20 protein-coding genes and 5 tRNA genes (1 of these 25 only partly in view) are annotated in these 25577 nt (G+C 53.6%); 19 read left to right on the forward strand and 6 right to left on the reverse strand.

The annotated features are described in order from the left end of the window. From HP435_RS10755 to HP435_RS10765, 3 genes are all read left to right on the forward strand, one after another. Positions 1-33 (forward strand) — tRNA-His (locus HP435_RS10755) (it extends 43 nt beyond the left edge of the window). Positions 34-38: 5 nt separating this feature from the next. Continuing rightward, positions 39-112, forward strand: a tRNA-Cys gene (locus HP435_RS10760). Positions 113-204: 92 nt separating this feature from the next. Beyond that, positions 205-278, forward strand: a tRNA-Arg gene (locus HP435_RS10765). Positions 279-671: 393 nt separating this feature from the next. On the opposite strand, the gene HP435_RS10770 is transcribed toward HP435_RS10765, so the two are convergent. Further along, positions 672-1409, reverse strand: a complete 738-nt coding sequence (locus tag HP435_RS10770) for a class I SAM-dependent DNA methyltransferase (RefSeq protein WP_173599764.1) — start codon at positions 1407-1409, stop codon at positions 672-674. 540 nt (positions 1410-1949) lie between these two features. Here HP435_RS10770 and HP435_RS10775 point away from each other — a divergent pair. Further along, positions 1950-2276, forward strand: coding sequence for a hypothetical protein (locus HP435_RS10775; RefSeq protein ID WP_173599763.1), 327 nt, complete (start codon positions 1950-1952; stop codon positions 2274-2276). Between the two features lie 126 nt (positions 2277-2402). Here the strand turns inward: HP435_RS10775 and HP435_RS10780 are convergent, their stop codons facing one another. Continuing rightward, complete coding sequence (locus HP435_RS10780) at positions 2403-2660, reverse strand: hypothetical protein (protein ID WP_122965629.1); 258 nt, start codon at positions 2658-2660, stop codon at positions 2403-2405. 380 nt (positions 2661-3040) lie between these two features. Between HP435_RS10780 and HP435_RS10785 the strand changes: the two genes are divergently transcribed. The 3 genes from HP435_RS10785 (at position 3041) to HP435_RS10795 (ending at position 5805) form a co-directional block, all read left to right on the forward strand. Next, positions 3041-3125 (forward strand) — tRNA-Leu (locus HP435_RS10785). Between the two features lie 301 nt (positions 3126-3426). Beyond that, positions 3427-4665, forward strand: coding sequence for a glycosyltransferase family 2 protein (locus tag HP435_RS10790; RefSeq protein WP_122965630.1), 1239 nt, complete (start codon positions 3427-3429; stop codon positions 4663-4665). 165 nt (positions 4666-4830) lie between these two features. After that, positions 4831-5805, forward strand: coding sequence for a tRNA modification radical SAM protein MnmL/YtqA (locus HP435_RS10795; protein ID WP_173599762.1), 975 nt, complete (start codon positions 4831-4833; stop codon positions 5803-5805). A 68-nt stretch (positions 5806-5873) separates the two neighbouring features. Here the strand turns inward: HP435_RS10795 and HP435_RS10800 are convergent, their stop codons facing one another. Beyond that, positions 5874-6605 carry a glycerophosphodiester phosphodiesterase gene (locus HP435_RS10800; protein WP_122965632.1) on the reverse strand — a complete coding sequence of 244 codons (732 nt, stop codon included), beginning with the start codon at positions 6603-6605 and terminating at the stop codon, positions 5874-5876. Between the two features lie 96 nt (positions 6606-6701). Then, positions 6702-6788 (reverse strand): YjcZ family sporulation protein, encoded by an 87-nt coding sequence (locus HP435_RS29250; protein ID WP_122965633.1) that lies wholly within the window; start codon positions 6786-6788, stop codon positions 6702-6704. A gap of 190 nt (positions 6789-6978) precedes the next feature. Here HP435_RS29250 and ablB point away from each other — a divergent pair, with 190 nt between their 5' ends. Next, positions 6979-7827 (forward strand): putative beta-lysine N-acetyltransferase, encoded by an 849-nt coding sequence (gene ablB, locus HP435_RS10805; RefSeq protein ID WP_173595579.1) that lies wholly within the window; start codon positions 6979-6981, stop codon positions 7825-7827. A gap of 2 nt (positions 7828-7829) precedes the next feature. Here the strand turns inward: ablB and HP435_RS10810 are convergent, their stop codons facing one another. Further along, complete coding sequence (locus tag HP435_RS10810) at positions 7830-9371, reverse strand: PucR family transcriptional regulator (protein WP_173599761.1); 1542 nt, start codon at positions 9369-9371, stop codon at positions 7830-7832. A gap of 149 nt (positions 9372-9520) precedes the next feature. Here HP435_RS10810 and HP435_RS10815 point away from each other — a divergent pair, with 149 nt between their 5' ends. The 7 genes from HP435_RS10815 to HP435_RS10845 all read left to right on the forward strand — a co-directional run bounded on the left by HP435_RS10815 (position 9521) and on the right by HP435_RS10845 (position 17226). Continuing rightward, positions 9521-10873, forward strand: coding sequence for an aspartate aminotransferase family protein (locus HP435_RS10815; protein WP_173599760.1), 1353 nt, complete (start codon positions 9521-9523; stop codon positions 10871-10873). Positions 10874-10889: 16 nt separating this feature from the next. After that, complete coding sequence (locus tag HP435_RS10820) at positions 10890-11582, forward strand: 3-oxoacid CoA-transferase subunit A (RefSeq protein WP_063227722.1); 693 nt, start codon at positions 10890-10892, stop codon at positions 11580-11582. Further along, positions 11564-12241 carry a 3-oxoacid CoA-transferase subunit B gene (locus tag HP435_RS10825; RefSeq protein ID WP_173599759.1) on the forward strand — a complete coding sequence of 226 codons (678 nt, stop codon included), beginning with the start codon at positions 11564-11566 and terminating at the stop codon, positions 12239-12241. Before HP435_RS10820 ends, HP435_RS10825 begins: the two co-directional genes overlap by 19 nt. Before the next feature lie 54 nt (positions 12242-12295). Beyond that, positions 12296-13576, forward strand: a complete 1281-nt coding sequence (locus HP435_RS10830) for a peptidase (RefSeq protein WP_173599758.1) — start codon at positions 12296-12298, stop codon at positions 13574-13576. Between the two features lie 166 nt (positions 13577-13742). Further along, positions 13743-15161 (forward strand): aldehyde dehydrogenase family protein, encoded by a 1419-nt coding sequence (locus tag HP435_RS10835; protein ID WP_173595582.1) that lies wholly within the window; start codon positions 13743-13745, stop codon positions 15159-15161. Between the two features lie 74 nt (positions 15162-15235). Beyond that, positions 15236-15324, forward strand: a tRNA-Ser gene (locus tag HP435_RS10840). Between the two features lie 333 nt (positions 15325-15657). Then, entirely contained in the window at positions 15658-17226 is a 1569-nt protein-coding gene (locus HP435_RS10845) for an acyl-CoA synthetase (RefSeq protein ID WP_173599757.1), read from the forward strand. Positions 17227-17539: 313 nt separating this feature from the next. Here the strand turns inward: HP435_RS10845 and HP435_RS10850 are convergent, their stop codons facing one another. Continuing rightward, the gene (locus tag HP435_RS10850) at positions 17540-19699 is read right to left on the reverse strand and encodes an exo-beta-N-acetylmuramidase NamZ domain-containing protein (RefSeq protein ID WP_173599756.1); all 2160 of its coding nucleotides are present in this window, start codon (positions 19697-19699) and stop codon (positions 17540-17542) included. A gap of 256 nt (positions 19700-19955) precedes the next feature. Here HP435_RS10850 and HP435_RS10855 point away from each other — a divergent pair, with 256 nt between their 5' ends. The 4 genes from HP435_RS10855 to HP435_RS10870 all read left to right on the forward strand — a co-directional run bounded on the left by HP435_RS10855 (position 19956) and on the right by HP435_RS10870 (position 25554). Further along, positions 19956-20762: a copper amine oxidase N-terminal domain-containing protein gene (locus HP435_RS10855; RefSeq protein ID WP_173599755.1), complete on the forward strand. Its 807-nt coding sequence runs from the start codon at positions 19956-19958 to the stop codon at positions 20760-20762. A gap of 65 nt (positions 20763-20827) precedes the next feature. Further along, complete coding sequence (locus tag HP435_RS10860; protein ID WP_122965886.1) at positions 20828-21451, forward strand: sporulation protein; 624 nt, start codon at positions 20828-20830, stop codon at positions 21449-21451. A gap of 118 nt (positions 21452-21569) precedes the next feature. Then, positions 21570-24797, forward strand: coding sequence for an AfsR/SARP family transcriptional regulator (locus HP435_RS10865; RefSeq protein WP_173599754.1), 3228 nt, complete (start codon positions 21570-21572; stop codon positions 24795-24797). 175 nt (positions 24798-24972) lie between these two features. Continuing rightward, entirely contained in the window at positions 24973-25554 is a 582-nt protein-coding gene (locus tag HP435_RS10870; protein ID WP_122965644.1) for a TetR/AcrR family transcriptional regulator, read from the forward strand. Positions 25555-25577: the final 23 nt, after the last annotated feature.

Genomic DNA, 25577 nt, shown 5'->3' on the forward strand with positions numbered 1-25577 from the left:
CACTCGTGGGTTCAAGTCCCATCGATCGCCCCATGCATGGGAGTATAGCCAAGTGGTAAGGCACGGGTCTGCAAAACCCTCACCCCCGGTTCAAATCCGGGTACTCCCTCCATAGTTGTCCTAATAGCTCAGCAGGATAGAGCAACGTCTTCTAAGTGTAGGTACTCGTATGGAAACCACCTGCTGGAACATTCTTTTTAATGTGTCCTGATAGCTCAGCAGGATAGAGCATGCGCCTTCTAAGCGCACGGTCGGGGGTTCGAATCCCTCTCAGGACGTTAGTTTTAAAGTATTTGAAGTCGCTATAGCTGGCGGCTTTTTTGTTGTATGGAGGTACATAGCTTGGCATGGAGCAAGGCGCTGGCTACAGATCAAGCTTTCATTTCACCGGTAAAAGCAGGCAAATACCACTGGCACATAGCTAGTGGTGTTTTCGAATAAAAAGCAAGTAGGTGGGGGCGTACGATGTGCTGCGAACATTGCCTTGATGGATACATATCTGCTATTTAGCGCGTGAGTACAACGCTATAGACAGGCGTTATAGCAAGCTTGGCTGCACGCATGAAAAGGAGAAGCTGCGTATTTCAGTCCAATTGCAGTATGACTCAGCATGGAGGGCGTTGAGCGACTATCCCTTACACTCATACTAGGTTTGGTTTGCGCCGATACGGTCATGGCTGTTTTCTTGCAACGAATATAATCAGTTCATCCTTGCCAGTAAACGGTGATCGATTCCAGTTGCTATATTCACTTTGAATATCAAATCCATGCTCGTTTAACAATTTGCGAATCGATTCAGGCTCAGTAAACAAACATAAAATCTCTGATTCCCGCTCATAGCTTTGGAATTTACGAATCGTCGTCCATTTCATTATATTCGTATCAGGGTTATATTTCTGTTTCCCGCCCACTTCTACAGGATTCCCCTCATAATCCTGAAATGTATGCCAATATTCATAATCACAGTCTGTAAGATCATGGCCACTTGGGTTGCGCGTCTCAAAAATAAATTTCCCGCCTGCCTTGAGTAGCTTGTTCACATTTTCCAGCAGCGAATTTTGAGCGTCACGAGTTAAAAACGCTTGGAACGCATTACCCGTCAAATATACAAAATCATAGGCAATCGACGAGGGAAAGGTCATGGCATCCCCAACATAAAACCGGGCATTTTCGTTTGTGTTTTTCTGTTTGGCATACTGTATCATATTCGGTAAAATGTCTACCCCGTCAATATGTACACCTCGTTCAGCGAGGTACAACGTCGTTAATCCCGTTCCACAGGCAAGCTCAAGCACATGTTGACACGGCTTCGCTTCCTGCAGAAACAACTCGTATTTCTTCCACTCTCTACCAAATTCAGCGTCGTAGTTTTTCGGATCAACATACTCTTCAGCGTTATGAAATGTCATCAAATTCTCCTCTCATGACGTTCAAAGTTATGCCGCTATATGTATGAAATATCATAATTCCATTAATATATAATAGCTGAATTATACTTACAATCATTATGTAAAATGGGAGCCTGCCCGGCAGTGTGTCTTGTGCACCGCATGGATGCGAGAACCGGGGGAGGGCGTTCCTGTTGGCCATGCAGCGTTTATGGCTTTGCAAAGGCTAAGAATGATTGCTTGCAAGTCAAATAAAGTCCTGCTTTTTTACAGCAGAGATCACAGGAGCAGGAAGAGCAACAAAAACAAGAGCCATTTTATCGACAAAAAATGACTAAAATTGACGTACATATAATAAGGAAGCTTTTCGATAATGAGCATATTCTTTGCAAGGAGTTCCCTGTTAGTTTCACTCTCTACTCTATGTAACGTTTAGGGGAGAAAAAAGATACTCATTTTTACAAAAATGTTTTCACGGGATGTTCTTTTCTTGAGGGGCAATTCGAAGACAGGGCAGGCAGAGAACGCAGGACAGAGTACAGAAAAGAGAGCAGGCAGAGAATGCAGGACAGAGTACAGAAAAGAGAGCAGGCAGAGAATGCAGGACAGAGCACAGAAGAGAGAGCAGGAAGAGAACGCCGGACAGAGCACAGAAGAGAGAGCAGGAAGAGAACGCTGGACAGAGCACAGAAGAGAGAGCAGGCAGAGAATGCAGGACAGAGCACAGAAGAGAGAGCAGGAAGAGAACGCCGGACAGAGCACAGAAGAGAGCAGGAAGAGGAAAGCAGGACAGAGCACAGAAGAGAGAGCAGGAAGAGAACGCCGGACAGAGTACAGAAAAGAGAGCAGGACGGAGCACAAAAGAGACAGCAGGCAGAGAACGGCTAGAACAGAGAGCAGAAGAAGCAGCGAAAAGGGCGCAGAACTGATCAGAGCGCGATACGGAAGACAAAGACGAGCGCAAGCAGAGCACAAGCAAAGCACGAAGAAAGGAAGACCACGAACAGCTCGTGGTCAAATAAAAGGATTGTAGTAGTAGAGACCGTGGAAGTAGCGCCGCTCAGCTTTTTCTAATGCAATCGCTTTCTCGTTCTCCAGTGAGGCATGAAGCTTTTCCCAATAGTCTGGGGTGGCATCGCTCAAATCAACTTCCAGCTGCTCGCCAACCAGATTGCGGATCAGCTGCCAATCATCGGGATGCTCGTACTGCTTCATACCGCCACCAATTAGCCGAATATCGTGGAGCAACTGTTTAATATTTTCGGGAATCATCGGTTTCCCCCAATAACGAAAAATTTTTTTGAGAACGATGGGTTTCTACTACTGGTAATAATTTGTCTGATTCGCCATGAAATATGTAAGAAAACCAAAAAATATGGAGTCGCAGTTGATCCGTTATGGTGACGAAACCTTGAAATTTTCCATCAACACGATCGCCGCATTTTCTAGAAGAAGAGACAAAACACGCTTTCAACCGACAATGGCTTAAAGCAGAAACATGCCACAAAAATATTCCAATGATTAGCAACAAAAATAGGCGCTCTGTATGGAGAAAAACGCTATTGACTTCTAAATTTCGATTGTGTATACTCAAAAACATGATTTCGCGGCAGGAATTTTGGCAAGGAAGTCCGCGATTATCAAGGAAACAGGCGGTCGTGGTGGAATTGGCAGACACACCATCTTGAGGGGGTGGCGGGGCGACCCGTGCGAGTTCGAGTCTCGCCGACCGCACCATCGTGATACCAGACTGAGGCTATTTTCGAGCTGAAATGAGCCGTTGCGTTTTCGAAATATATCAAGCCTTTTCGACAAGGGCTTTTTTTTCTGCTCATGTCCAAGGCTTGTCGAATAGAAAGAGAAAAAGGTGGGAAAGGTGATAGCAGTGCCTTCGTTTTTCCCACTTTTGGGTCATTGATCTTGAAACGCTTTTGATGTACACTCCCAATTGGGAGAATTACAATAGAGAAATGTTGGAAAAACAACACTACCTAAATCGGATCAGACCCAATTTGATTTAGGTCGAGGAGAAGAACCCATGAGTGTAATTAGAGAGATCATTGAGGGATTATTCATCGGATTCACTTCAACGGTAGGTGTGATCAGCACGTACCAAACACTGGTTTCTTGCGCAGGTCTGTTCCGCAAAAAGGAGCAGGTGACAAGCGAGCCACAAAAGACTTTTGCTGTACTGGTTGCGGCGCATAACGAAAGTGCCGTAATCGCGCCACTGATTGAAAACCTGAAAAAGCTCGACTACCCGCGTGAAATGTACGACATCTTCGTCATTTGCGACAACTGTTCGGACAACACAGCTGAGATCAGTCGGGCACACGGAGCCATCGCGTGCGAGCGTTTTGATACGTCCAAGCGCGGAAAAGGCTACGGGATTGAGTGGATGCTGGAAAACCTCTGGGCTAGACCGAAGCAGTATGATGCAGTCGTCATGTTTGACGCCGACAACCTGGTTGAAAAGAACTTCCTGCGCGTGATGAACGACCGTCTGGTCAAAGGCGCACGCGTGATCCAGGGCTATCTCGATTCGAAAAACCCGTTTGACTCCTGGATTACCCTGTCTTATGCGGTGACGTACTGGTTTACGAACCGCATGTGGCAACTGGCCCGTCACAACCTCGGTCTGCCAAACACATTGGGCGGAACAGGCTTGTGCATCGAGAGCAACTTGCTCAAAGAAATGGGCTGGGGTGCGACAAGTCTCACGGAAGACCTGGAGTTTGCTACCCGCTGTATTGAACGCGGCATTTATCCAACCTGGGCTCACGACACGAAGGTATGGGATGAAAAACCGATTGATTTGAAAGCTTCCATGCGCCAACGTTTGCGCTGGATGCAAGGTCACTATGATGTAGCAGGGCGTTACATCGGAAGCGTACTGAAGAATGGCTTGAAGTCGAGAAAGCTGGGAATGCTCGACGCAGCGTTCTACCTGTTCCAGCCGATGTACGTGTTGATGGTGACCATGATGTCCTTGCTGTTCCTGGGCAGATTTTTTGACATTGCGGCTCTGACGCCGGCTGCGACGATCCTGCCAACTTGGCTGGTGTACGGCTCTACCGCTGTGTTTTATTTGCTGCCAGTGCTGGCGCTCTATCTGGAAAAGGTGCCGCTCAAAGGATATTTGGGACTGCTGTTGTTGCCGTTCTTTTTCCTGACCTGGCTTCCGATCATGTTTTACGCGTTTTTCACCAAGAAAAATCAAGTGTGGAGCCATACGTCCCACACGCGCGCCATTCGCATCGAGGAGATCCAGCAATAGGATTGTCAAACAAACCACAGGGACATCGGACCTGTGGTTTCCTTATGGGAAAGTAGCGAAAAAGGGCGCTGATCTGGTATAATGACGCGATCACGCGTATGAGAGCAAGAGCCGTGGGAGCAGGGCACAGGGCTTTTGGCTGTGCCACGAGGAGGAAAAGCGGTGATGAAGCTGGCACCACAATCACAACAATGCGAACAAACTACTCCCGTGTTTTGGGGAGATAAGCGGTACCATACATGGAACTATCATTTGCGCTCGACGTTTCACGAAAAGATTTTCAAGGTGCCGCTGGACGGGGGCTTCAGCTGCCCGAACCGGGATGGCAAGGTGGCGACAGGCGGCTGTACGTTTTGCAGCGCTCGTGGCTCGGGGGATTTCGCTGGCGATCGGCGGATGGACCTGGAGCGGCAGTTTCACGACGTAAAAGGCCGGATGCACGAAAAGTGGCCGCAGGCAAAATACCTCGGCTTTTTCCAAGCGTACACGAACACGTACGCGCCTGTTCACGAGCTGCGCGAGATGTACGAAGTCATTCTTAGGCAGGAAGGCGTAGTCGGCTTGTCCGTCGCCACGCGTCCCGACTGCCTCCCGGACGATGTCGTCGAATATTTGGCCGAGCTGAACGAGCGGACGTACTTGTGGGTCGAGCTTGGGCTGCAAACGGTTCACGAGCATACGGCACAGCTCATCAACCGGGCGCACGACTACGCCTGCTATGTCGATGCGGTGGAAAGACTGCGCAAGCACAATATTCGCGTCTGTTCCCACATCATTTACGGGTTGCCAGGCGAAACGCACGAGCAGATGATGCAGACGGCCGATGCGGTTGCCCACCTGGATGTGCAGGGGATCAAAATTCACCTGCTGCACCTTTTGCGCAAGACGCCGATGGTCAAACAGTACGAGGCAGGGCTGCTTGAGTTTCTTTCCCTGGAAGAGTACATCAAGCTTGTCGTAGATACGCTGGAAATTTTACCGCCCGAGATGATCGTGCACCGGGTCACCGGAGACGGGCCAAAAGACTTGTTGATCGGGCCGATGTGGAGCCGCAAAAAGTGGGAAGTGCTCAACGGCATCCATGCCGAGTTGCAAAACAGAAACAGCTGGCAAGGGAAGTTTTATGTTCCACGCGCCTGAAAAGCCGCTCAAACGGCTCGAGCAACTGCATAAAAAAAGGGAGCCGGAAAATGGCTCCCTTTTTGACGTTACGCATCCGCCTCGATGATTTTTCTTGCGCGGCCAGGGTAATTCGTAATGATTCCGTCCACGCCGTATTCGATGGCATTCTGGATTTGCCGACTGCTGTTCACTGTCCAGCCGTAGACGGTCAGATTGCGCTGCTTGGCTTGCCGCACCAGCTCGGGTGTCAGCTGATCGTACGGCACATGCAGCTGCTCGCAGCGATACTGGCTGGCGACTGCCCACGGTTTTGCAATCGGGCCGACATAGAGCAGTCCGGTTGTCTGGGCAGGGTCCAGTTCTTTGATGCGCAGCAAGCTGTCGAAGTTGAAGGTGGAGATGATCGTCCGCTCTGTGAGCTGGTAGCGCCTGATCAGCTCGATGACCTTTTCCTCAAGCTGGGGCTGGGCCAAAAAGAAATTTTTCAACTCGATGATGAAGTGCAACGATGTATCGGAAAAGGTTTGAAATACCTCGCGCAGGACTGGAATCCGGGCTTTGGGAACACGCATGGAGCTGTCCTTGTCGGCGCGCAGCTGACGAAGCTCGCGCATCGTGTAGCCGCGCACCAGACCGGAGCCGTTCGTGGTCCGTTCGAGTCGATGGTCGTGAATGACGACGAGCTTGTCGTCGCGGCTTAGCTGAACGTCCAGCTCGATTCCGTCCGCGCGCTTGCGGACAGCAGCGTGGAACGCTTCCATCGTGTTTTCCGGATGCAGGCCGGAAGCGCCGCGATGCGCGAACACAAGTGTGGACACGGGGGCTTCCTCCCTTCTCAGACGTTACATAGCTTATTACATGCATATGTAAGTGGCCCCTCGATACTGCCTATCAAGAGGGGCACATACGAGTACCTATGAGATGGCGACGAGAACAATCACGAGAAGAACGAACAAAACCAAAACAAGGGCGAAATCGTTGTTTCCGCTGCTGCAGCTCATGAATACCCCCTCCTTCCCAGATGGAGCAACTCCTTCATCTTATGAACGTATAGGGAAAATGGCGCTCATCGAATGCCTACCCGCCTGAGATTTGTGCTTGGCAGCCCACTTTTTATACAGATTGGCAGATGACGGGAAGGTTCATTTTGCTACAATGGAGTCACAAGGCAAACAGGGGAGGGAAGGCTTCATGATACAGATCGAGGAAATGCTCGCTACGGGTGATTTGGTGGACGATCAGCAAAATCGCAGGGTCAAACTGCATGAGTACGATCGGACGCGCATCAGCGAGTATGACGAACTGCTCAAGCAGGTTGGAACAAAGTCTGCGGCGAGCAAGCTGATCGTCTACGGAAAAAAGCAGGACGTTGGGGAATGGCTTGCGCGGGGATATCGCCAGGAGGGAATCATCGACGGTTTTTTCCAGGGGCAAAACGCTTACATGCTCACGGCTTATCTCACGGAGGATCGGGCGACATCTGCTGCTCCCGAGCTGGCCGAGGAAATTTTGGCGCTGAGTCTTGCGAAAGCGGGACCAGGCGAAGAAAAGCCGCTCCCGGAAGGATATCGCATGCGCCCGGCAACAGAAGCGGACGCAGAGGAGCTGGCGAAGCTGTACGGCCTCGTTTTCGCGACGTATCCTACGCCGATGGATGATCCCGCGTACATTCAAAAAACGATGCAGGAGGGCACGGTGTACTTCGTGGTCGAGCGGGACGGGCAAATCGCCTGTGCGGCGTCTGCGGAGGTGTCAGAGCGCATGGGATCGGCAGAGATGACCGATTGTGCCACTCATCCGGATCACGCCGGAAAAGGGCTCCTCCAGCCGTTGTTCCACGCGTTGGAACACAAGATGGAGGAAGCAGGGATTTACTATTTGTACACGTTGACGCGGGCCCAATCGGCGGGCATGAACGTAACAGCCGCCAAAATGGGCTACGAATACCGGGGGCGGCTGATCAACAACTGTACGATTTTTTCCGGATTCGAAGACATGAACATCTGGGTGAAGCCACTTCGGCCCACGCGCGATGAATAAGGCTACTCTTGTGAGGAAAGCTGCTGTTGCAGTCGGCGGGCCATAAGTGCCAGCTGAAGCTGCCAGCGCTGATGCGCGTCCTCCAGGCGGTAGCCTGTTTTTTCTTCAATCTGGGTCAAGCGGTATTTCAGCGTATGCCGATGAATATATAACGCTTGGGAGGTTTGCAGGCCGTTTCCGTTTTGGGCCAGGTACACTTCCAATGTTTCGAGCAGCTGTTGATTGTACTTGCTGTCGTAGCGGATCAGCGGTTCCAGAATCGGCTTCCACAATGCCGTCATGCTGTGCTCGTCCCGGTGGTAAGGAAACAGAAACTGATAGCCCTGCATGTCCCGGTAACGCAGCAAATCGGGAGCGGTAGCGAGCAAAGGATACGCTTGCAGCGCGAACATCGCTTCTTCTGCGGCCGAGGAAACATTTGTCAGCAAATCGCGGGGATTGCTGATCGCCACTTGCAGGGTGGTGGCAGAGTGCAGCCCTTCCCACCTGGCTGCAAATTGTTCGAGCAACTGCAAGCTCGTCCGGTCGTCGGGCAAAATGAACAAAAGACAGTGCGGGCGCTCCCGCAAAAGGTACGAACGTTGATGGCGGTCGCACAGTCTGCGCATTAGGGTAATGACGCTTTGATGCAGCTCCGCGAGCCTGTTGTGCTCGACCGTCTCGACTTTGACCGCGACCACGAGGTGCTTGCCGGAGAGCGGATAGCCGAGCATGCGACAGCGGCTTTCCAGGTCTTGCGGACTCATTGGCTTTCCGTTCAGCAGCTCCTCGACGAAATCCCCTTTCAACCGCCACTCCGTCGCTGAAACAGCGCGTTCTTTTACATATTCCAGCGCACACAAGGTGGCTGCGTGCTGGAGCGCTACGTCGTCAAGCTCTTTCCACGATTCCCGCGGCTTGCTCAGGCTGAGTGTGCCAAAATGCTCGCGACTTGCCCGGATCGGCACCGAATGCACATGCTCCTTGCCTTCTTCCGTGTACGGCTCCGCCTTGCAGCCGTGCTGGGTCACTTCAAACCCGAGGGCGTCGAGAAGCGTCACCGCACCGCCCGTAAGCTCAGCAAGCTCGCCTGCGATCGCTGGCAGCCCGCCTTTGGACAGGGCTGCTTCAATCATCCGGTTGTGAATGGCTTGCGAGTAGGCCAGTGTCTCAAACTGCCGATTGACGATCGGCTGCAAAATCGCTTTGGTAATCGTCGAGAAGTTGATTTCGGTCGGGATTTCGATGAGCGGCAACTGATGGCGGTCCGCCAGTTCGAGAAAGCTTTCGGGAATTTCCCGCATGTAAAATCCGGTATGAATAGCGACTCCGCTGAGCTTTTGCCTGGCTAACATCGGGATGAATGAACTGAGCCGCTCGACATTTTCCATCAGCCCAAATCCGGTTGTAATCAAAAATTCCCCTTCTTGCAGACGGCTGGCATCCTCCAGCACTTCCACGATCGTCACCCAGCGGATCGGATTGTCCAGCCCGCCAGCACCTGCGATCAGACGCGTCTGAACCATGTCGGGCAGTTGCAGAGCCTCTCTGATCGTAATTGTCATGAGGTACACCTCCGTGTTGCGAAGTTCTTTATACAAAATGTACAAAAGATTTTGTCTCTTTGCCACGTTTTTTTTGCCAGCGCGTCGGATGGATGAAACGGGCTGGTCAGCTAGGATAGAGGTAGAGAATAAGCGAGGTGGCGACGATTATGAGCAGAAGCTATGTAATTAAACCGGAACTGGGCAAGACATATCCGTTCATTTCTCATGGAAAAGGCATTTATTTATACGATAAAGACGGCAAGCGCTATATCGATGGCTGCGGTGGCGCTGTCACGGCGAGCATCGGTCACGGCGTGGAGGAAATAGCCGACGCGATGTATCAGCAGGCAAAAGAAGTATCTTTTGCGTACCGCTCGCATTTCAGCAGCGATGCCGTAGAGGAGCTGGGAGCCAAGCTGGCTGAGTGGGCGCCTGGTTCGCTGAACTGGACGTTTTTCGTCAGCAGCGGCTCGGAAGCGACGGAAACAGCGCAAAAGATCGCGATCCAATACTGGCAGGAAAAAGGCAAGCCGACGAAAAACCGGATCATTTCCCGCTGGATGAGCTATCACGGCATCACGATGGGCGCGCTGTCCATGTCGGGTCACGTATTGCGCCGCAAACGTTTTGCCCCGCTTTTGGAGGACTATCCGACGATCACTGGCCCGTATCCGTACCGCAGACCTGAAGGAATGTCGCTTGAGACATACGCCTTGGAATGTGCGAACGAGCTGGAACGCGCCATTTTGCGAATCGGTGCGGAACAAGTCGCGGCCTTCATCGCTGAGCCAGTCATTGGCGCATCCGGCGGTGCAGTCGTGCCGCCAGATGGCTACTTCCAGCGCATTCGGGAAATTTGCGACAAGTATGAAGTGCTGTTCATCGCCGACGAAGTGATGACGGGAGTAGGGCGCACAGGGAAAGCGTTCGGGATCGATCACTGGGGCGTCGTGCCTGACCTGATGACTTTGGGCAAAGGCATGAGCGCAGGCTATACGCCGATGGCCGCCACAATGGTGTCGGATGAGATCATCGAGACGATTAGCCAAGGAAGCGGTCTGATCATGGCTGGACACACGTACAGTGCCAATCCGCAGTCCGCCGCTGTCTCCCTGGCTGTTTTGCGATATGTCGAAAAAAATCAGTTGTTTGACAAAGCAGCCGAGCAAGGCGCTTACTTGCTGGCACGTCTGCAGGAGTTGGCGGATGAACTGCCGCTGATCGGCGAGGCGCGCGGTCTGGGATTGCTGTGCGGTCTGGAATTTGTCAAAGACAAGCAAACAAAAGAACCGTTCCCGCTCTCCCAAGGGGTGGCAAGCAAGGTAATTGCAAAAGCGTTCGAAAAAGGGCTGCTCATTTATCCGGCCATGGGTGGAATCGACGGGGTGGCAGGTGACTCCATCATTGTCTCTCCTCCACTGACGATTACAAAAGCAGAGATCGACGAACTGATCGGCCTCCTGAAAGAGGCGATTGTCAGCGTATCGCAGGAGCTGAAAGACAAGGCGCTGATCAACTAGAGTGGAGGGGCTATCGATGACGAACCGTTTTGATAAAGTAGTGACCATGCAGGAGGCGCTGTCCCATTTTCGCGACGGGATGACGCTTCTGGCAGGAGGCTTTGGAGGTGTGGGCAATCCGCCCACACTGATCCAGGGCATTTTGGATTTGGGTGTGCGCGATTTGACGCTGATCAGCAACGATACCGCGTTTCCACACATCGGGATCGGCAAGCTCGTGACGGAAAAGCGGGTCAAAAAAGTCATCGCGTCCCACATCGGCTCCAATCCGAACGCAGGGGCGCAAATGACGGCCGGAGAGCTTGAGGTCGAGTTTTGCCCTCAAGGCATTCTCGCGGAGCGTGTACGGGCAGGCGGCGTCGGTTTGGGAGGCATTTTGTCCGACGTTGGCATCGGCACGATTGCAGAAAAAGGCAAGCAAAAGGTCGTGCTCGATGGCAAGGAATTTTTGCTGGAGACGCCTTTGACAGCGGAAGTGGCGATCGTCCATGCCAAAAAAGCGGATCGCTTCGGCAATCTGGTTTACGATACGAGCGCGCGCAACTTCAATCCGCTTGTGGCGATGGCAGGAGACATCACCATTGTCGAAGCGGACGAGATCGTCGAGGTTGGCGAGCTGAACCCGGAAGAAATCGTGACGCCGGGCGTGTTCGTCAATTACATCGTGCAAAGTGAAGGGGTGAACTGGCAATGGGCGTGGGAGAAGTAAAAGAGACCGAGAGCTACCGTGAGCGAATCGCACGCAGGGCGGCCCTGGAAGTCGAGGATGGAATGATTATCAACTTGGGAATCGGCATCCCTACGCTGGTGGCCGATTTCATTCCCGTGGACAAACGGGTGATGTTCCACGCCGAGAACGGCATCCTCGGAACCGGGCCAAGTCCGGCCAAAGGGGAAGAAAACGCGATGCTGTGCAATGCAGGCGGCTTTCCCGTCACATTGGCGACAGGGGCGTCCTTTTTCGATAGCGCAACGGCATTTGCGATCATCCGTCGCGGCCTGTTGGATATGACCATCCTCGGAGTGCTGGAGGTCAGCCAAAACGGGGATATTGCCAACTGGATTGTGCCAGGCAAGCGCGTGCCGGGTATGGGCGGGGCGATGGAGCTGGCCCAGAAAGCGAAAAAAGTGATGGTCGTGACGACGCATCTCGATAAAAACGGCCGTTCCAAAATCGTCCGCGAATGCTCGCTTCCGCTCACTGCCACCCAGGCGGCAGACTGGATCATCACGGACATGGCTGTCATGGAAGTTACGCCAGATGGCTTGTATTTGCGCGAGGTCATGTATCCGTACAGTGTGGCGGATGTCATCGGGGCCACCGAAGCGGAACTGAAGATAGAGGGCGAAGTAGGCGTATTCCGCTAGACAATAAGCAAAAGACAAAAGGCAAAGGACGAACCCAAGAAACGGAGGAAGAACATGACTAACTGGCAAGCGCTGATACGAGAGCAGTTGGAAAAGGATCGGGAAGCTTCTGTCAAGCTGCTGCAAGAGTGGGTGCAAAGCCCGAGCGTGCAAGGAGCAGAGGAAGCGATTCAGAAAAGCATCGCCGATCATTTGGCGAAGATGGGCCTGAGTGTCGACTTGTGGGTCATGGAAGGGGAAGAGCTGGTTTCGCATCCATACTTCGTCTCCCCCCGGCAAACGTTTGAAGGCAGTCCGAACGTCGTCGGCGTCTGGAAAGGCGCGGGGAAAGGCCGCTCGCTCATTTTGAACGGGCACGTCGATGTCGTTCCCGCTGGCGATTACGCCCAGTGGAGCGATGATCCGTTCAGCGGAAAAGTGGAGGACGGCAAACTGTACGGCAGGGGCGCAACCGACATGAAGGGTGGAAACCTATCGTCGCTCTTGGCTATTTCCGTCCTGCAAAAGCTCGGTGTCAGCCTGAAGGGAGACGTCATTTTCCAAAGCGTGGTGGAGGAAGAAAGCGGCGGAGCCGGAACGCTTGCCACCATCCTGCGCGGCTACAAGGCAGATGCTGCGCTGATCCCTGAGCCGACCAACATGAAAATTTTTCCGAAACAGCAAGGCTCGATGTGGTTCCGTCTGACGGTCAAGGGACGCTCTGCCCATGGCGGCACCCGCTACGAAGGAGTCAGTGCCATCGAAAAGAGCATGCTCGTCGTGCAGGCGATTGGCCGTCTGGAAAAAGAGCGCAACGACCGTCTCGATGATCCGCTGTACGCCAAGCTGCCGATTCCGATCCCGATCAACATCGGGGTCATCGAAGGCGGAAAATGGCCGTCGTCTGTCGCGGATCTCGTCAAGCTGGAAGGCAGGATGGGAGTCGCGCCCGGCGAGCAGATGGAGGATGCCAAGGCAGAAATGGAAGCGGCTTTGCAGCGTCTGGCAGAAGTCGATCCGTGGTTTGCGGAGCAGCCAGTCGAGCTGGAATGGTACGGCGCGCGCTGGGTGCCAGGGGATGTCGCACAGGATCATCCGCTCATGGACATTTTGCAGGACAAGTTTGCGGCCGTGACGGGCGAGCGTGCCATTGTGGAAGCATCTCCGTGGGGAACAGACGGCGGCTTGTTGACGGCTTTGGCCGATACGCCTGCTATCGTCGTGGGGCCTGGTGTTACACAAGTAGCGCACTATCGGGACGAGTACATCGTTTTGGATGACGTCTTCCGCTGCGCGGAAATTTTTGCTTTGACTCTGCTCGACTGGTGCGGGGTAGCCGAAGGGCCAGCGCAGTAAGGAAGCCGCAGCGTCTTTTTCTAGGGCGCTTTTAAGCTACTTGAGATGGTAATTGTGAAAAAAAGGAAAAAGTTTGAGCGCAGGACAAGGAAGCGCCGTCTGCTCTGGAGAATGATTGGGAGAGGCTTTGAGAGATCCAATCGTGTCAGGGACGGAGGAGACGGCGATGAGAAGAGCGTGTTTTATCGGGGGAAAGTGGATACCTATGGCAGACCATGCCCCGTTGTATTCGCCTTGTACAGGTCAGGTGATCGCACACATTCCCCAGGCGGATGCTGTGGCAGTAGAGCGGGCGATTGCAGCGGCCGAAGAAGCTACAACCCCCATGCGCCGCATGCCAGCTTACCAGCGAGCAGCCATTCTGGAGAAAATCGCCATCCTGTTGGATGAGCGAATGGAGGAAGCTGCCCGGATCGTCGCGCTGGAAGCGGGAAAACCGATTCGGACAGCGCGCGGCGAAATCATCCGCACGGTGCAGACGTACAGGTTTGCAGCGGAAGAAGCCAAGCGGCTGCACGGGGAAACGATTCCACTGGACGCTGCTATCGGTGGCGAAGGCCGTCTCGCTTACACGGTGCGCGAGCCTCTGGGAGTCGTGGGCGCGATCACGCCGTTTCCTTTTCCGTTCAATTCGATAGCGCACAAGGTCGGGCCTGCGCTCGCTGCTGGCAATACAGTCGTATTGAAGCCAGCTTCGCAGACCCCGATCAGTGCGCTTTTTCTCGCTGAGCTGGCAGAGCAGGCTGGACTCCCGGCAGGAGCGTTAAACGTCGTCACAGGCAGCGCAGAGGTCGTGGGCCACAAGCTGGTTACCGACCCGCGAGTTCGCGCCGTGACCTTTTCCGGAAGCCCTGAAGTGGGCGTCGAGGTGCGCAATCGGGCGGGCTTGAAAAAAGTAATCTTGGAGCTGGGCGCCAATTCTGCGGTCATCGTCGACCGCGATACGCCGCTGGACGAGGTCGTTTTGCGCTGCTTGTTCGGGGCTTTTGCTTATTCTGGTCAAGTGTGTGTGTCTGTGCAACGAATTTATGTCGTGACGGACATCTATGACGAATTTGTCCGCCGCTTTGTGGAACAGACGGTGGCGTTGCGCGGGGGAGATTCGCTAGAAGAAGAAGCAGACTTTTCCGCCATGGTCCATCCGAAGCAGACAGAGCGCGTGCTTGCCTGGATCGGGGAAGCGCTCGACCAAGGGGCGAAGCTCGCCTGCGGCGGCGAACTGATGGGGCGGATGCTTTTGCCGACCGTCCTGACGCATGTGCCGCGGGAGGCAAAGATTGCCCGCGAGGAAGTATTCGGGCCTGTCGTCATGATCAATCCGGTACAGTCGGTCCAGCAGGCGATCAGGCTGGTCAATGATTCGCGGTACGGCTTGCAGGCGGGGGTTTACACGAACAATTTGTCACTGGCGTTGGAAGCGGCGGACGAGCTTAGAGTGGGCGGGGTTATCATCAATGACATCCCGACGTTCCGGGTGGATCATATGCCGTTTGGCGGCGTGAAGGAGAGCGGGCTGGGACGGGAAGGTGTCGCGTGCGCCGTCGAGGAACTGAGCGAGTTGAAGCTCGTCGTCGTCAAGCGGTAAAGCGGTAGGTTCGCTTCTGCCGACGCTTGCAAGCGGTCTTGCAGCTGTGCTATAGTTAAACCAGCTATTGATGCGGAGGGATACCGAAGTGGTCATAACGGGGCGGTCTTGAAAACCGTTAGAGTGCAAGCTCACGCGGGTTCGAATCCTGCTCCCTCCGCCACCGTGTTTTCATTACCCGAATAGGACACGAAGATCTCTTTCGTTTAAAGAGGTCTTTTTTATATCAGCAAAATGCAAGCGTGTGCTCCGACGCCGAAGCTGCCCATTCCAGCACACACCGTTTTTTTCCTCAAAATCCAGAAGAACCAATATCGAAGAGCGGCCCGTTTTAAGATATGCTGTACACAAGGACTCGAATGTTTCTTGGGGCCTGCGGCAGCTTCAATAATGCAGAGGGAGCTGCCGTCTTTTTTTGCTATTAAAAGTCAGAAAATAAACATAACACAGAAAATTGAGATATAATAAGGGGGAATACGGTGAGGGAGGGTTTGTGATGATGGAAGCCCAACGAGTAAGAAGAAATACGCTTGGCGATATTTTGCGACGAAGCAGGCTGCGCTACCCCGAGAAGATTGCCTTGCAATTTGAGGAAGAGGTACTTACATACACGGAGTTGGATCAACTTGTCAATCAGGCTGCGCACACCTTCCTCGCCAAAGGATTGCAAAAAGGGGAGCGAGTGGCGGTTCTGTCCAGAAACTCCATGGACTTTGTCATCCTCAACTTTGCGCTGGCCAAAGCGGGGCTGATTATGGTGCCGATCAACTTCATGCTGCATACAAGCGATGTGGCTTTTATTTTCGGACATGCAGAGGTGAGCGCCTGCTTTGTGGCTCCGGAATTTCTCACGGTCGCCAAGGAAGCGCTCGAATCGGCAAACTTATCGCCCAAGCTTTTGTCGCTGATCTCCAGGCCAGCGGTGCAGGAAGGAGAGTGGGTGCCGTTTCGCCCGCTGATTGAGGGCGCCAGCACGGAAGAGCCGGAGCTGGAGCTGGCCGACGAGGATGTCGCCCACATTTTGTACACGAGCGGCACGGAATCGAGGCCAAAAGGAGTCATGCTGACGCACAGCAGCATTCTTTCGGAATACGTCAGCACGATTATAGAAGGAAACATGTCGCACGATGATGTAGCTGTGCACGCGCTTCCTTTGTTCCATAGCGCGCAGCTGCACTGCTTCCTCGGGCCGTATGTATATCTGGGTGGCACCGGCATTATTTTGGAGCAAGCGACGCCAGGCTTGATGCTTCAGGTCGTAGAGAGCCACCAGGCGACACAGCTTTTTTGCCCGCCGACTGTTTGGATTGCCTTGCTCCGCTCTCCCGAGTTTTCGTCGCGGAACTTGTCTTCGCTGCAAAAATGTTACTACGGCGCGGCGATCATGCCTGTAGAAGTGTTGAAGGAGCTGGGAACGCGTCTGCCCAATGCGCAATTTTACAACTTCTACGGACAGACCGAAGTAGCTCCACTGGCGACGGTATTGCAGCCGAAGGACCAGATTCGCAAAGCCGGATCGGCTGGCAAACCTGCGCTCAATGTAGAGACAAAAATTGTCGATGACGATGGCGTCGAGGTGCCCAGGGGCTGCGTTGGTGAGATTGTTCATCGAACGAGCCATGCGATGATCGGTTATTTCCGCGACGAAGAAAAGACGCAGGCAGCTTTTCTCGGCGGCTGGTTCCACAGCGGCGACTTGGGGATTATGGATGAAGAAGGCTATATTACTGTCGTCGACCGGAAAAAGGACATGATCAAATCAGGCGGGGAAAACGTAGCGAGCAGGGAAGTCGAGGAGCTGATCTACCAGCACCCGAAAGTATCGGAAGTAGCTGTAATCGGCATTCCCCATCCGTACTGGATCGAGGCTGTGGCGGCAGTCGTGGTGCCAAAGGCAGGCGAGACTGTGTCGGAAGAAGAAATGCTCGCCTTTTGCAAAGAGCGCCTCGCCTCGTTCAAGGCGCCGAAGTATGTCTTTATCACGGACACGCTCCCGCGCAACCCGAGCGGGAAAATATTAAAGCGTGAACTGCGTCTGCGCTACGACACGCTGCCGACTTCGTAAGTCGTTTGGGGGACAACAGGGGCTGGTTCGCTACTGCGGACAAAAGCCCGGCTCGATACATGGCTGGTTCGCCGCTGCGAACAAAAGCCTAGCTCGATGCAAGGGCTAGTCCGCCCCTGTGAACAAAAGCCTAGCTCGATGCAAGGGCTAGTCCGCCCCTGTGAACAAAAGCCTAACTCGATGCATGAGCTGGTCTGCTGCTACAAACAAAAGCCCGTCCCGATGCAAGGGCAAGGGCTGACCCACCCTCCCAACAAAAACCCGCTCGATCACCGGATGTTTCGGCTGTCGGGCGGGTTTTTTTGCCTGTATCCTATTTCACATGAGACACAGTCGGCTGGTCAGGGTGGATTGCTTCAAAGCGGTAGCCTTTTGCTTTCAAAAAGGCGATTACTTCAGGCAGCGCCTGGGCCGTAGGTGTTTTCGTGCTCGCATCGTGCATGAGCACGACAATTTCTTTTTGGGCTTTTACTTGCGCCTTGACGTTGGCGAGAGCTTGCTGGGCTGTATATTTATTGCTGCGGGCGTCGCCGTTGGTCACATTCCAGTCGATGAACGTATAGCCTCTTTTGTTCGCTTCGGCTTTAATGGCGTTCATGACAGGCGCTTGCTTGCTGTATCGTTTCGTATCCTGGTATTTGAGGCTGACGGTGTTGGTGCTGCCGCCCGGATAGCGGAACAGGACGGGCTTGACTCCCGTTGCTTTTTCGATCAGCTGGTTGCCTTTTTCCAGATCGGCAAAAAAGGCTTCCATGCTTTTGTACACAATCTTGTAGTCATGCGAGTACGTATGACCACCGATAGCATGGCCTTCTGCCACAATTCGTTTCAGGATCGCTTCGTGGCCGGGCACATTTCTTCCGACGATGAAGAAAGTAGCTTTGACCTGATTTTTTTTCAGCGTATCCAAAATTTGCGGTGTTACCGGAGAAGGGCCATCGTCAAAAGTCAAATACGCGATCTTGTCGCCAGGCTTTGGTGCAGGGACTGCTGGCGGCTTCTGCGCTGGTGCAGGCGGCTTTGGAGCCGGAGTGTTCGTACCAGGCGGCTTGGCAGGCTCTGGCGTGCTTGGAGCCGGAGTGTTCGTACCAGGTGGCTTGGCAGGCTCTGGCGTGCTTGGAGCCGGAGTGTTCGTACCAGGTGGCTTGGCAGGCTCTGGAATGCTTGGAGCTGGTGGCGTAACGGTTCCAGGCTTGCCAGCAGGCGGTGCAGGTGGAACAGGTGGTTTGGCCGGGAGCGGAGCAGCGTACGGACTATGAATCGCTCCAGACGGCACGAACGGCGTCTCCCCATAGATTAAAAAGCTTTTGCGCAGCTCGACGAATTTGCCCAGCGCTTCTGCATAGGAAGCGACGATTTCTTGCGGGCTTTTGCCTTGGGCAAGCAATTGGGCGATTTTGCTGGTGCCCATGACTTGATCGAACATCGTGATTTCTTTCTCGGTGCTCTGTGGAACCGCAAACGGCTGAAGCTGTCGCGCGTAGGCAAGCGCGTACAGACCCGTGCGAACCGGATTGAAAACGCGCGAATCGTGGATGTGCAGGCGCACGCCGCCAGCGTTTTCCTTCTTCTCAGGGAGAAAAAGCACGCCAGGCAGCAAGCTGCCGTTCAACAAGTCGGCGAACTGGACGGAATCGATGCCTTCCGCGCCGATCCAGGCGAAGTTGTCCGCTTGCTTGACCGGTGTGCCTTCGCCGAGTCCGGTAGCCATGTACCCGTAGACGGACGTCAGGTCAGGAAGGTGCGGGGAGCTTGGCACCCATTTCAGCCCCGTATCGGGGTAGGTCATGCCGCGCGTGTAGCCTTCCATCGGAACGACATACAAATCAGCGCCGATCGAGCGGTTGAAGAACAGGGCAAGCTCGCCGATGGTCATCCCGTGAGCGAGAGGCAGCTCGTCGATGCCGATGAACGATTGATAAGGTTTTTCCAGGACTGGTCCCTCTACGATTGTGCCGCCAAGCGGATTCGGGCGATCGAGCACGACGATTCGTTTGCCTTGTTCCTTCGCCGCAGCCATGGCGTAGTGGAGTGTCGATATGTACGTATACGTTCGGGAGCCTGTATCTTGCAAGTCGACGAGCAAAGTGTCAAAATGCCCCATCATCTCCGGCGTCGGCTGGCGAGTCGAGCCGTACAAGCTGTAGACAGGAATCCCGTAAACCGGATGGGTGTAGCTCTTCGCCTGAGTGCCGACCTGCTCTTTGCCGTCCAGGCCATACTCCGGGGCGAAAAGAGCCGTGAGTTTGACAGAGCGGTCGCGCCGCAACAGGTCGATCGTGCTCGCTCCCTGACTGTTGATTCCGGTTTGATTCGTGATCAGCCCGACGTTTTTCCCCTCAATCAGCTGATGAAAGCGGTCAAACAGCAAATCGCTTCCCAGCTGGACCGCAGTCGTATTGGCAGAACTGCCGCCGGGAGGGATCATGGTCAAGATCAATGCGAGGATAAGAAAAGGAATAAACTTTTTCATCATCATTGCCTCTTTCGAAAAAATACTGTCGTTTCTTGCTTCATTGTAACGCGTTTTGGGAGGAATATGGTTGTATTTTTGTAACAATTTGAAATTAGGTCAAAAGATAGAGGAATATCGTCGTTTTTTACCGTTTCCAGCGCTATCCTGCTTGTCCATTCAGTCCCTTCCTTCTACAATTAACAGTACGATCTTGGTGGGCTGATTCGAGGAATGCCTTGAAACGGTTGCTATCCTATAGTAGATTAAGAATCGTGTGAATCTTATTGGAAACGGAGTGGACATTTTGCTGAAAAAAATTACGTCATTCATGTTGGCTGTTGCCCTGGTGCCTATGGCGGCCTTTTCTGCTGCGGCAGCGCCTGCGCAAGCTGCCATCAAAGTCGAGTACAATAAAAAAGAGATTGTATTCCCGGATCAAAAGCCTGTGATCCGTGATAGCCGTACACTTGTACCGATTCGTCCCATTGCAGAGTCCCTCGGATTCAAAGTCGATTGGAATGAAAAAACAAGAACCGTGACCATCGATAAAGGCAACGATAACATTCGCCTCGTTGTAACGCAAAAAATTGCGAAGAAAAATGGACAAACCATCAATCTCGATGTGCCTGCGCAAATTGTCAACCAGCGCACGGTCGTGCCTGTTCGCTTTATCGCTGAAGCGCTGAGCTACAAAGTGGACTGGGACCCGGCTTCCCAAACAGTGCTCATTGCCGATCAGCAAACGACACAGCCAGGCCAGCCGCAAACTCCGCAACCGACAAAACCGACGACTGGCGAAGAGAAAAAGCCTGATCAGGTTGTCTTGATCAACGATGAAAGTGTTGTCGGAAAGACAAGCTCCCTTTTCCAGATCGGTCTGTACCAAGTAACCGGAAAAGTGGACCCGAAATCTGAGGTTATTGTAGTCATCGGCGATGAGTCGTATGAAGCGGAAGTAAAAGCAGATGGCACGTTCGAATTTATTGGCGACGCTGAAGACGGCATCCGTCAATTTACGGTCAAAGCCGAGAAGGACGGCAAGAAAGATACTTATGAAGGGGAATTTGTCTCCGTTGATTAAGGGAGCCACTTCCTGAGTAAGAACACCTCCTGCACACCACACTATGTGCAAGGAGGTGTTTTTTGTTGAAGCGATTTTGTGTAAGCATCTGTGCGTCTCTTCTGATCGCGGGCTTGGTGACAGGATGTTCGCCAAACAAAGAACAAGGCACCGAAGATCGGGGCGGGAATCAGGCAAAATTCGAATCGTATGGCATCAACTATCGCAATGACAACGCAGGGATGGACAAAGGTCCGGCAGCGATGATCAGCCAAAAAATGGTCCATAACCGGGAGCCTCATCTCGTCTCGTATCTGGAGCGGCATGCGGAAAAAATACCGGGAGTCGTCGATATTAAAGTGCTGGCTTACAAAGACAACCTGCTCGTCGGTGTGTTGCCAGTAGATACGCCAAAGCCAGACGAGGTCAACCCGCGTCCGACCATCCCTTATACGCCAGGCAAGATCGTCCGCAACGACAACGGACATACCGATGCGCTGCAAAAGCGGGTAGTGGACCGGATGAGGGGCAGGCTACAGACTGAATCCCGGTTCAATCTGATGTACGTGTCCACCAACCGGGCGATTTACGATCGCATTGCCGATTTGCATGAACGAATCTTGCGCGGCGAGGAAATCAACAATGAAGAATTTCAACTGCTGCTCAATGATATCGGTTATAGCGTCAAAGGTTACAATCTCGTTGACTGACAGAAGACCACCTGGCCGCCCGGGTGGGCTTTTTGTCGATCGGCGCGCGATGGCAGGAGTTTTGCAAGAAATGGGGAAATAGTCTGGAAGAGTAGGAGAACGGCAAGGAGTGCAACGCATGAGTCAATTCCAGGTACCCATTTCCAAAATTACTCTCCCCGGGCAAAAGCCATACGTGCTCAGACGCCCAGCCCTGGCGAGGAAGCTGCGGCTTCTTGCGCATGCGCAGCTCTGTCTGATTCACGCGGGAGCAGGCTACGGCAAAACAACATCGTTCGCCACGTTTTTGCACGATGAGTCCCGCAACGCTTCCTGGTATTTCATCGCAGAAGAGGATACGGCGTTAGCTGACTTTTTGTGGTGTCTGGTGGAAAGTGTCCGGCGGGTCGCACCTGATTTTGGACAGACGCTTCGCGAGTTGCTGGAAAAGGAAAAGGAAGCGAAGTCCGCTGCTGCTTTCGCGAAAGCAGCGCAGGGGGAAAACGGGAAGCGCTTCGCTGATTGGTTTGCCAGGGAATGCGCACGGCTGCCGGATCAGTTTGTGATTGTGCTCGATCGTTACGAGCGAGTGGCTGGCGACAGCGAAATCGACCGTTTCGTGTCTGAGCTGGTTCAGCATGTGCCGCACAAGGTCAAGCTGGCGATTTTGACACGCATTCGCCCTGTGTGGAAAAATTTAGAATTACTCACAGCGCGAGGCGAGTGTCTGGAGCTTACGACCGATGATTTGGCGTTTACGATCGAAGAAAGCGAAGCCTTTTATTCGGATCAGTATGATATCGCACTGACTGAGGACGAATGGCAGCAAGTTGCGGAAGTGACGCGCGGCTGGGTCATGGCGCTTCGGTCCATCGGTGAAAAAATTGCCAGAGGCTTCAAGCTGTCGGATAGCTTGCATGAGCTGTCCCGCCTGCTGCACCTGCTGGAAGCGGATGTCTGGGTCGGGCTGAAAGAAGACATGCAGCATTTCCTGATGGAGGCAGCAGCGCTTGAAACGTTCACCGAGGAAGATGGCAGGCAAGTTTTAGGGGCAAAAGCAGGGGAGATGCTGCAAGAGGCAAAGCGAAGCAATCTCTTTTTGCATGTCGACGAACGGGAACGCTATTTTTTTCATCCGTTATTTCAGCGGCTGTTATCCGGTAAACTCGCTTCGCATCAGGACATTTACACGCGGGTGAATCAGGCGGCAGCCCTCTGGTTTCGGCGAAAAGGCGAGGAAGAACAGGCTTTTGAGCGTTTGCGGCTGCTGGAGCGCTGGGACTTGCTCGGCTCCTGGGTTCGCCAGGCTGCTGAGCGGTTTTTGAGCGCGGGTGTGCTGGACGGTTTGTACAAATGGCTGGCTTTATTGCCCGACTCGGTGAAAGCAGAGGAGCATTGGCTCTGGTTTTATCAGGGGGAAGTGGAGCGGTATCGCTGTCTGTACGCCAAGGCGTTTGCCTCGTATGAGCAGTTTCTAGTGTTTTGCGAGCAAAAGCAGGACAGGATCGGGTTATGCCGCGGGCTGGAAGGCAAAGCGAGAGTACATCTGGACAGCGTTCAGGGGGTGCAGGCAGAGGCGCTGCTGATGCGCGCGATCGAACAGTTGCCTGTGCAGGAGCAGGAAAGCGAACTGGCGCCGAGGCTGTACAGGCTGTTGGCAGAAATTTATACGAACAGAGGCGATTCCAGGCAAGCGGCGGCCTGGTATGAAAAGAGCCAGGAGCTGGAGCAGCAGACAGAAGTTGAGCTGGAATCGCGGCTGTTGTTCCGGACGGGGCGGCTGCAATCGTCCATCCAGCTGCTGGAAACGAAGTGGCAGCTGGAGCAGACTAGACACCCGACCTTGACGCGCTCGTACCGGGAGACGTCCTTATTGCTTTCTTTTGTCTACGCGTTGGACGGAGAGTGGGAGCGGGGCTTCGAGGCCGCAGAGACGGCGATCCAGCTCGGACGGGCGGCGCATTCTCCGTTCGTCGAGGCCAACGGCTACGTGAGAAAAGCGCATGCCGCTCTAATCAGTCAAGGACTGCCTGCGGACGAGATTCGCAAGCTGTACGAAAAAGGTTTGCATATGATGGAAGAGTTGCAGTCGACGCGCGGCAAATCGGAGACGCTGCTCGGTCTGACGCTGTATCACGCCAGTCAAAAGGCGCTTGATCAGGCGCTTTTGTACGGCAAGCGCGGGATTGCGGAGACAGAAGCGATGCGTGACGACTGGCTGGGCAGCCTGGTGCGAATGGCGATTGGAATAGCCTACGCCAAATACGGCAAAGATGCAGAAGCATTGGAAACGTTTCGCGATTGTTCCGAGCGGTTGAGTCATTGCGGCGACAGCTATCATGTGGCGATCTGCCAGTTATGGCTCAGCTTTTTGGCATACCGGAGCAAGCGCTGGGAGTTGTTTGTCCCGGCTGTGACGCAGGCGTTGTCGTTGATGCAGACGGGAGAATACGCCTTTTTGCTGCAACGCCCTACCTTGCTCACGCCGTATGATGTGCAGCAGCTGATGCCGATATTGCTGGAAGCGGAGCGGCGCAAAGTATCGCCGGATTACATCTCACAGCTTTTGAACGACCTCGGGCTGCAAAACGTGACGTTTCACCCCGGGTATACGCTGCGCATTCAGACTTTGGGGGCGTTTCGCGTCTGGCTGGGAGAGCGGGAGCTGAGCGAAAAGGCGTGGCAGCGCGGGACGGCCAAGCTGTTGTTTCAGCTTTTGCTGACGAAACGTCACCACTTGTTGGCTCGCGAGGAAATCATGCATCGGCTGTGGCCTGACAGTATCGAGGAAGCGGCGATTCGCGACTTCAAAGTGGCGCTGAATGCGCTGAACAAAGCGTTGGAGCCGGACCGCGCCGCGCGATCGGACACGTTTTTTATCCAGCGTCACGGCAGCTCTTACGGCTTCAACCTCGCTTCCGGCTACCTTTTGGATGCAGAGGAATTTGAAAAGCTGGTCGCGCTCGGGCTGTCCGAGCAGGACGTGCGTCAAGCCACTCTTTTGCTCGAAAAAGGCTTGGGTTACTACCTCGGTGAGTATTTGCCGGAGTGCCGCTACGAGGAATGGTGCGTCGAGGAGCGGGAGCGAGTTCAGGCACTGTTTTTGCGCGGGGCGGAGCGGCTGGCAAAAATCAGGCTGGAACAAGGCCAGCAGGAGCAGGCGATTCGCTGGTGTGAAGCGATCTTGCGCGTGGACGATTGCTGGGAAGAAGCGTATCGGCTGCTGATGACAGCCTATTATGAACAAAACAACCGGACTCAGGCGATCCGCTGGTACAAAAAATGTGTCGCGAAGCTTCAGGAACAGCTCGGCGTTGCTCCGATGCAGACGACGCAGGAGACGTATTGGCGCATCAGGGAAAAGTGAAAGGCCGCATGCGTGCGGTCTTTTTTGCGTTTGGGCAGGAAACATCTTGCCTGCGCGCCGGGCAAAAGTTTGGCAACGGAATGGAAAAGTGGCCTATTGACAAAACTAGGAGCGTTTCGTAAACTAATTTTTGTACTGACCAGTCAGTTCAAATACGATAAGGAGGACGGGAGTGATGGCACCTTCGAAAAAGGATCAAATCGCTCAGGGAGCGTTGACAGCATTCGCCCAATTGGGTTACAGCGAAACGACGATGGACGCGATTGCAGAAATGGCGCAGGTGGCGAAAGGAACGCTTTACTACCATTTCTCGACCAAAGAGGAGCTTTTCTTGTACGTGATTGAAAAAGGCGTGAAGATGCTGATTTACCATGTCGATAGTGTGATGCAAAATGAACAGCTGACTTTGGAAGATCGCATGCTGAATGTGTTGGATGAGCATCTTCGCTTCTTTTCCGAAAACCGCGAGCTGTGCTTCCTGCTGCTCAGTGTCTTTACGGGAGATGAGCAGCGCGATTTGACCGTCGCCAAGCTGCTGACGGGATATTTTACGATGATGGAATCTTACATGACCCGATTGCAGGAGCAAGGGTATATACGAGCGGATGTGGAAATCGGGACGCTCGCCTCGGCGTTGTTCGGCATGGTCGGTTTTACCGCCATTCGCAAACAATACCGCAAAGAACCGCTGGACACGCCGGAAAACAAACATACGCTACGCTGCTTCCTGGCGGGCATGTTGCAGACGAAACAATAACAAACAACAAGCACATAAAGAGA

This window comes from Brevibacillus sp. HD3.3A (assembly GCF_013284375.2).
In the GTDB taxonomy this organism is placed as follows: domain Bacteria; phylum Bacillota; class Bacilli; order Brevibacillales; family Brevibacillaceae; genus Brevibacillus; species Brevibacillus parabrevis.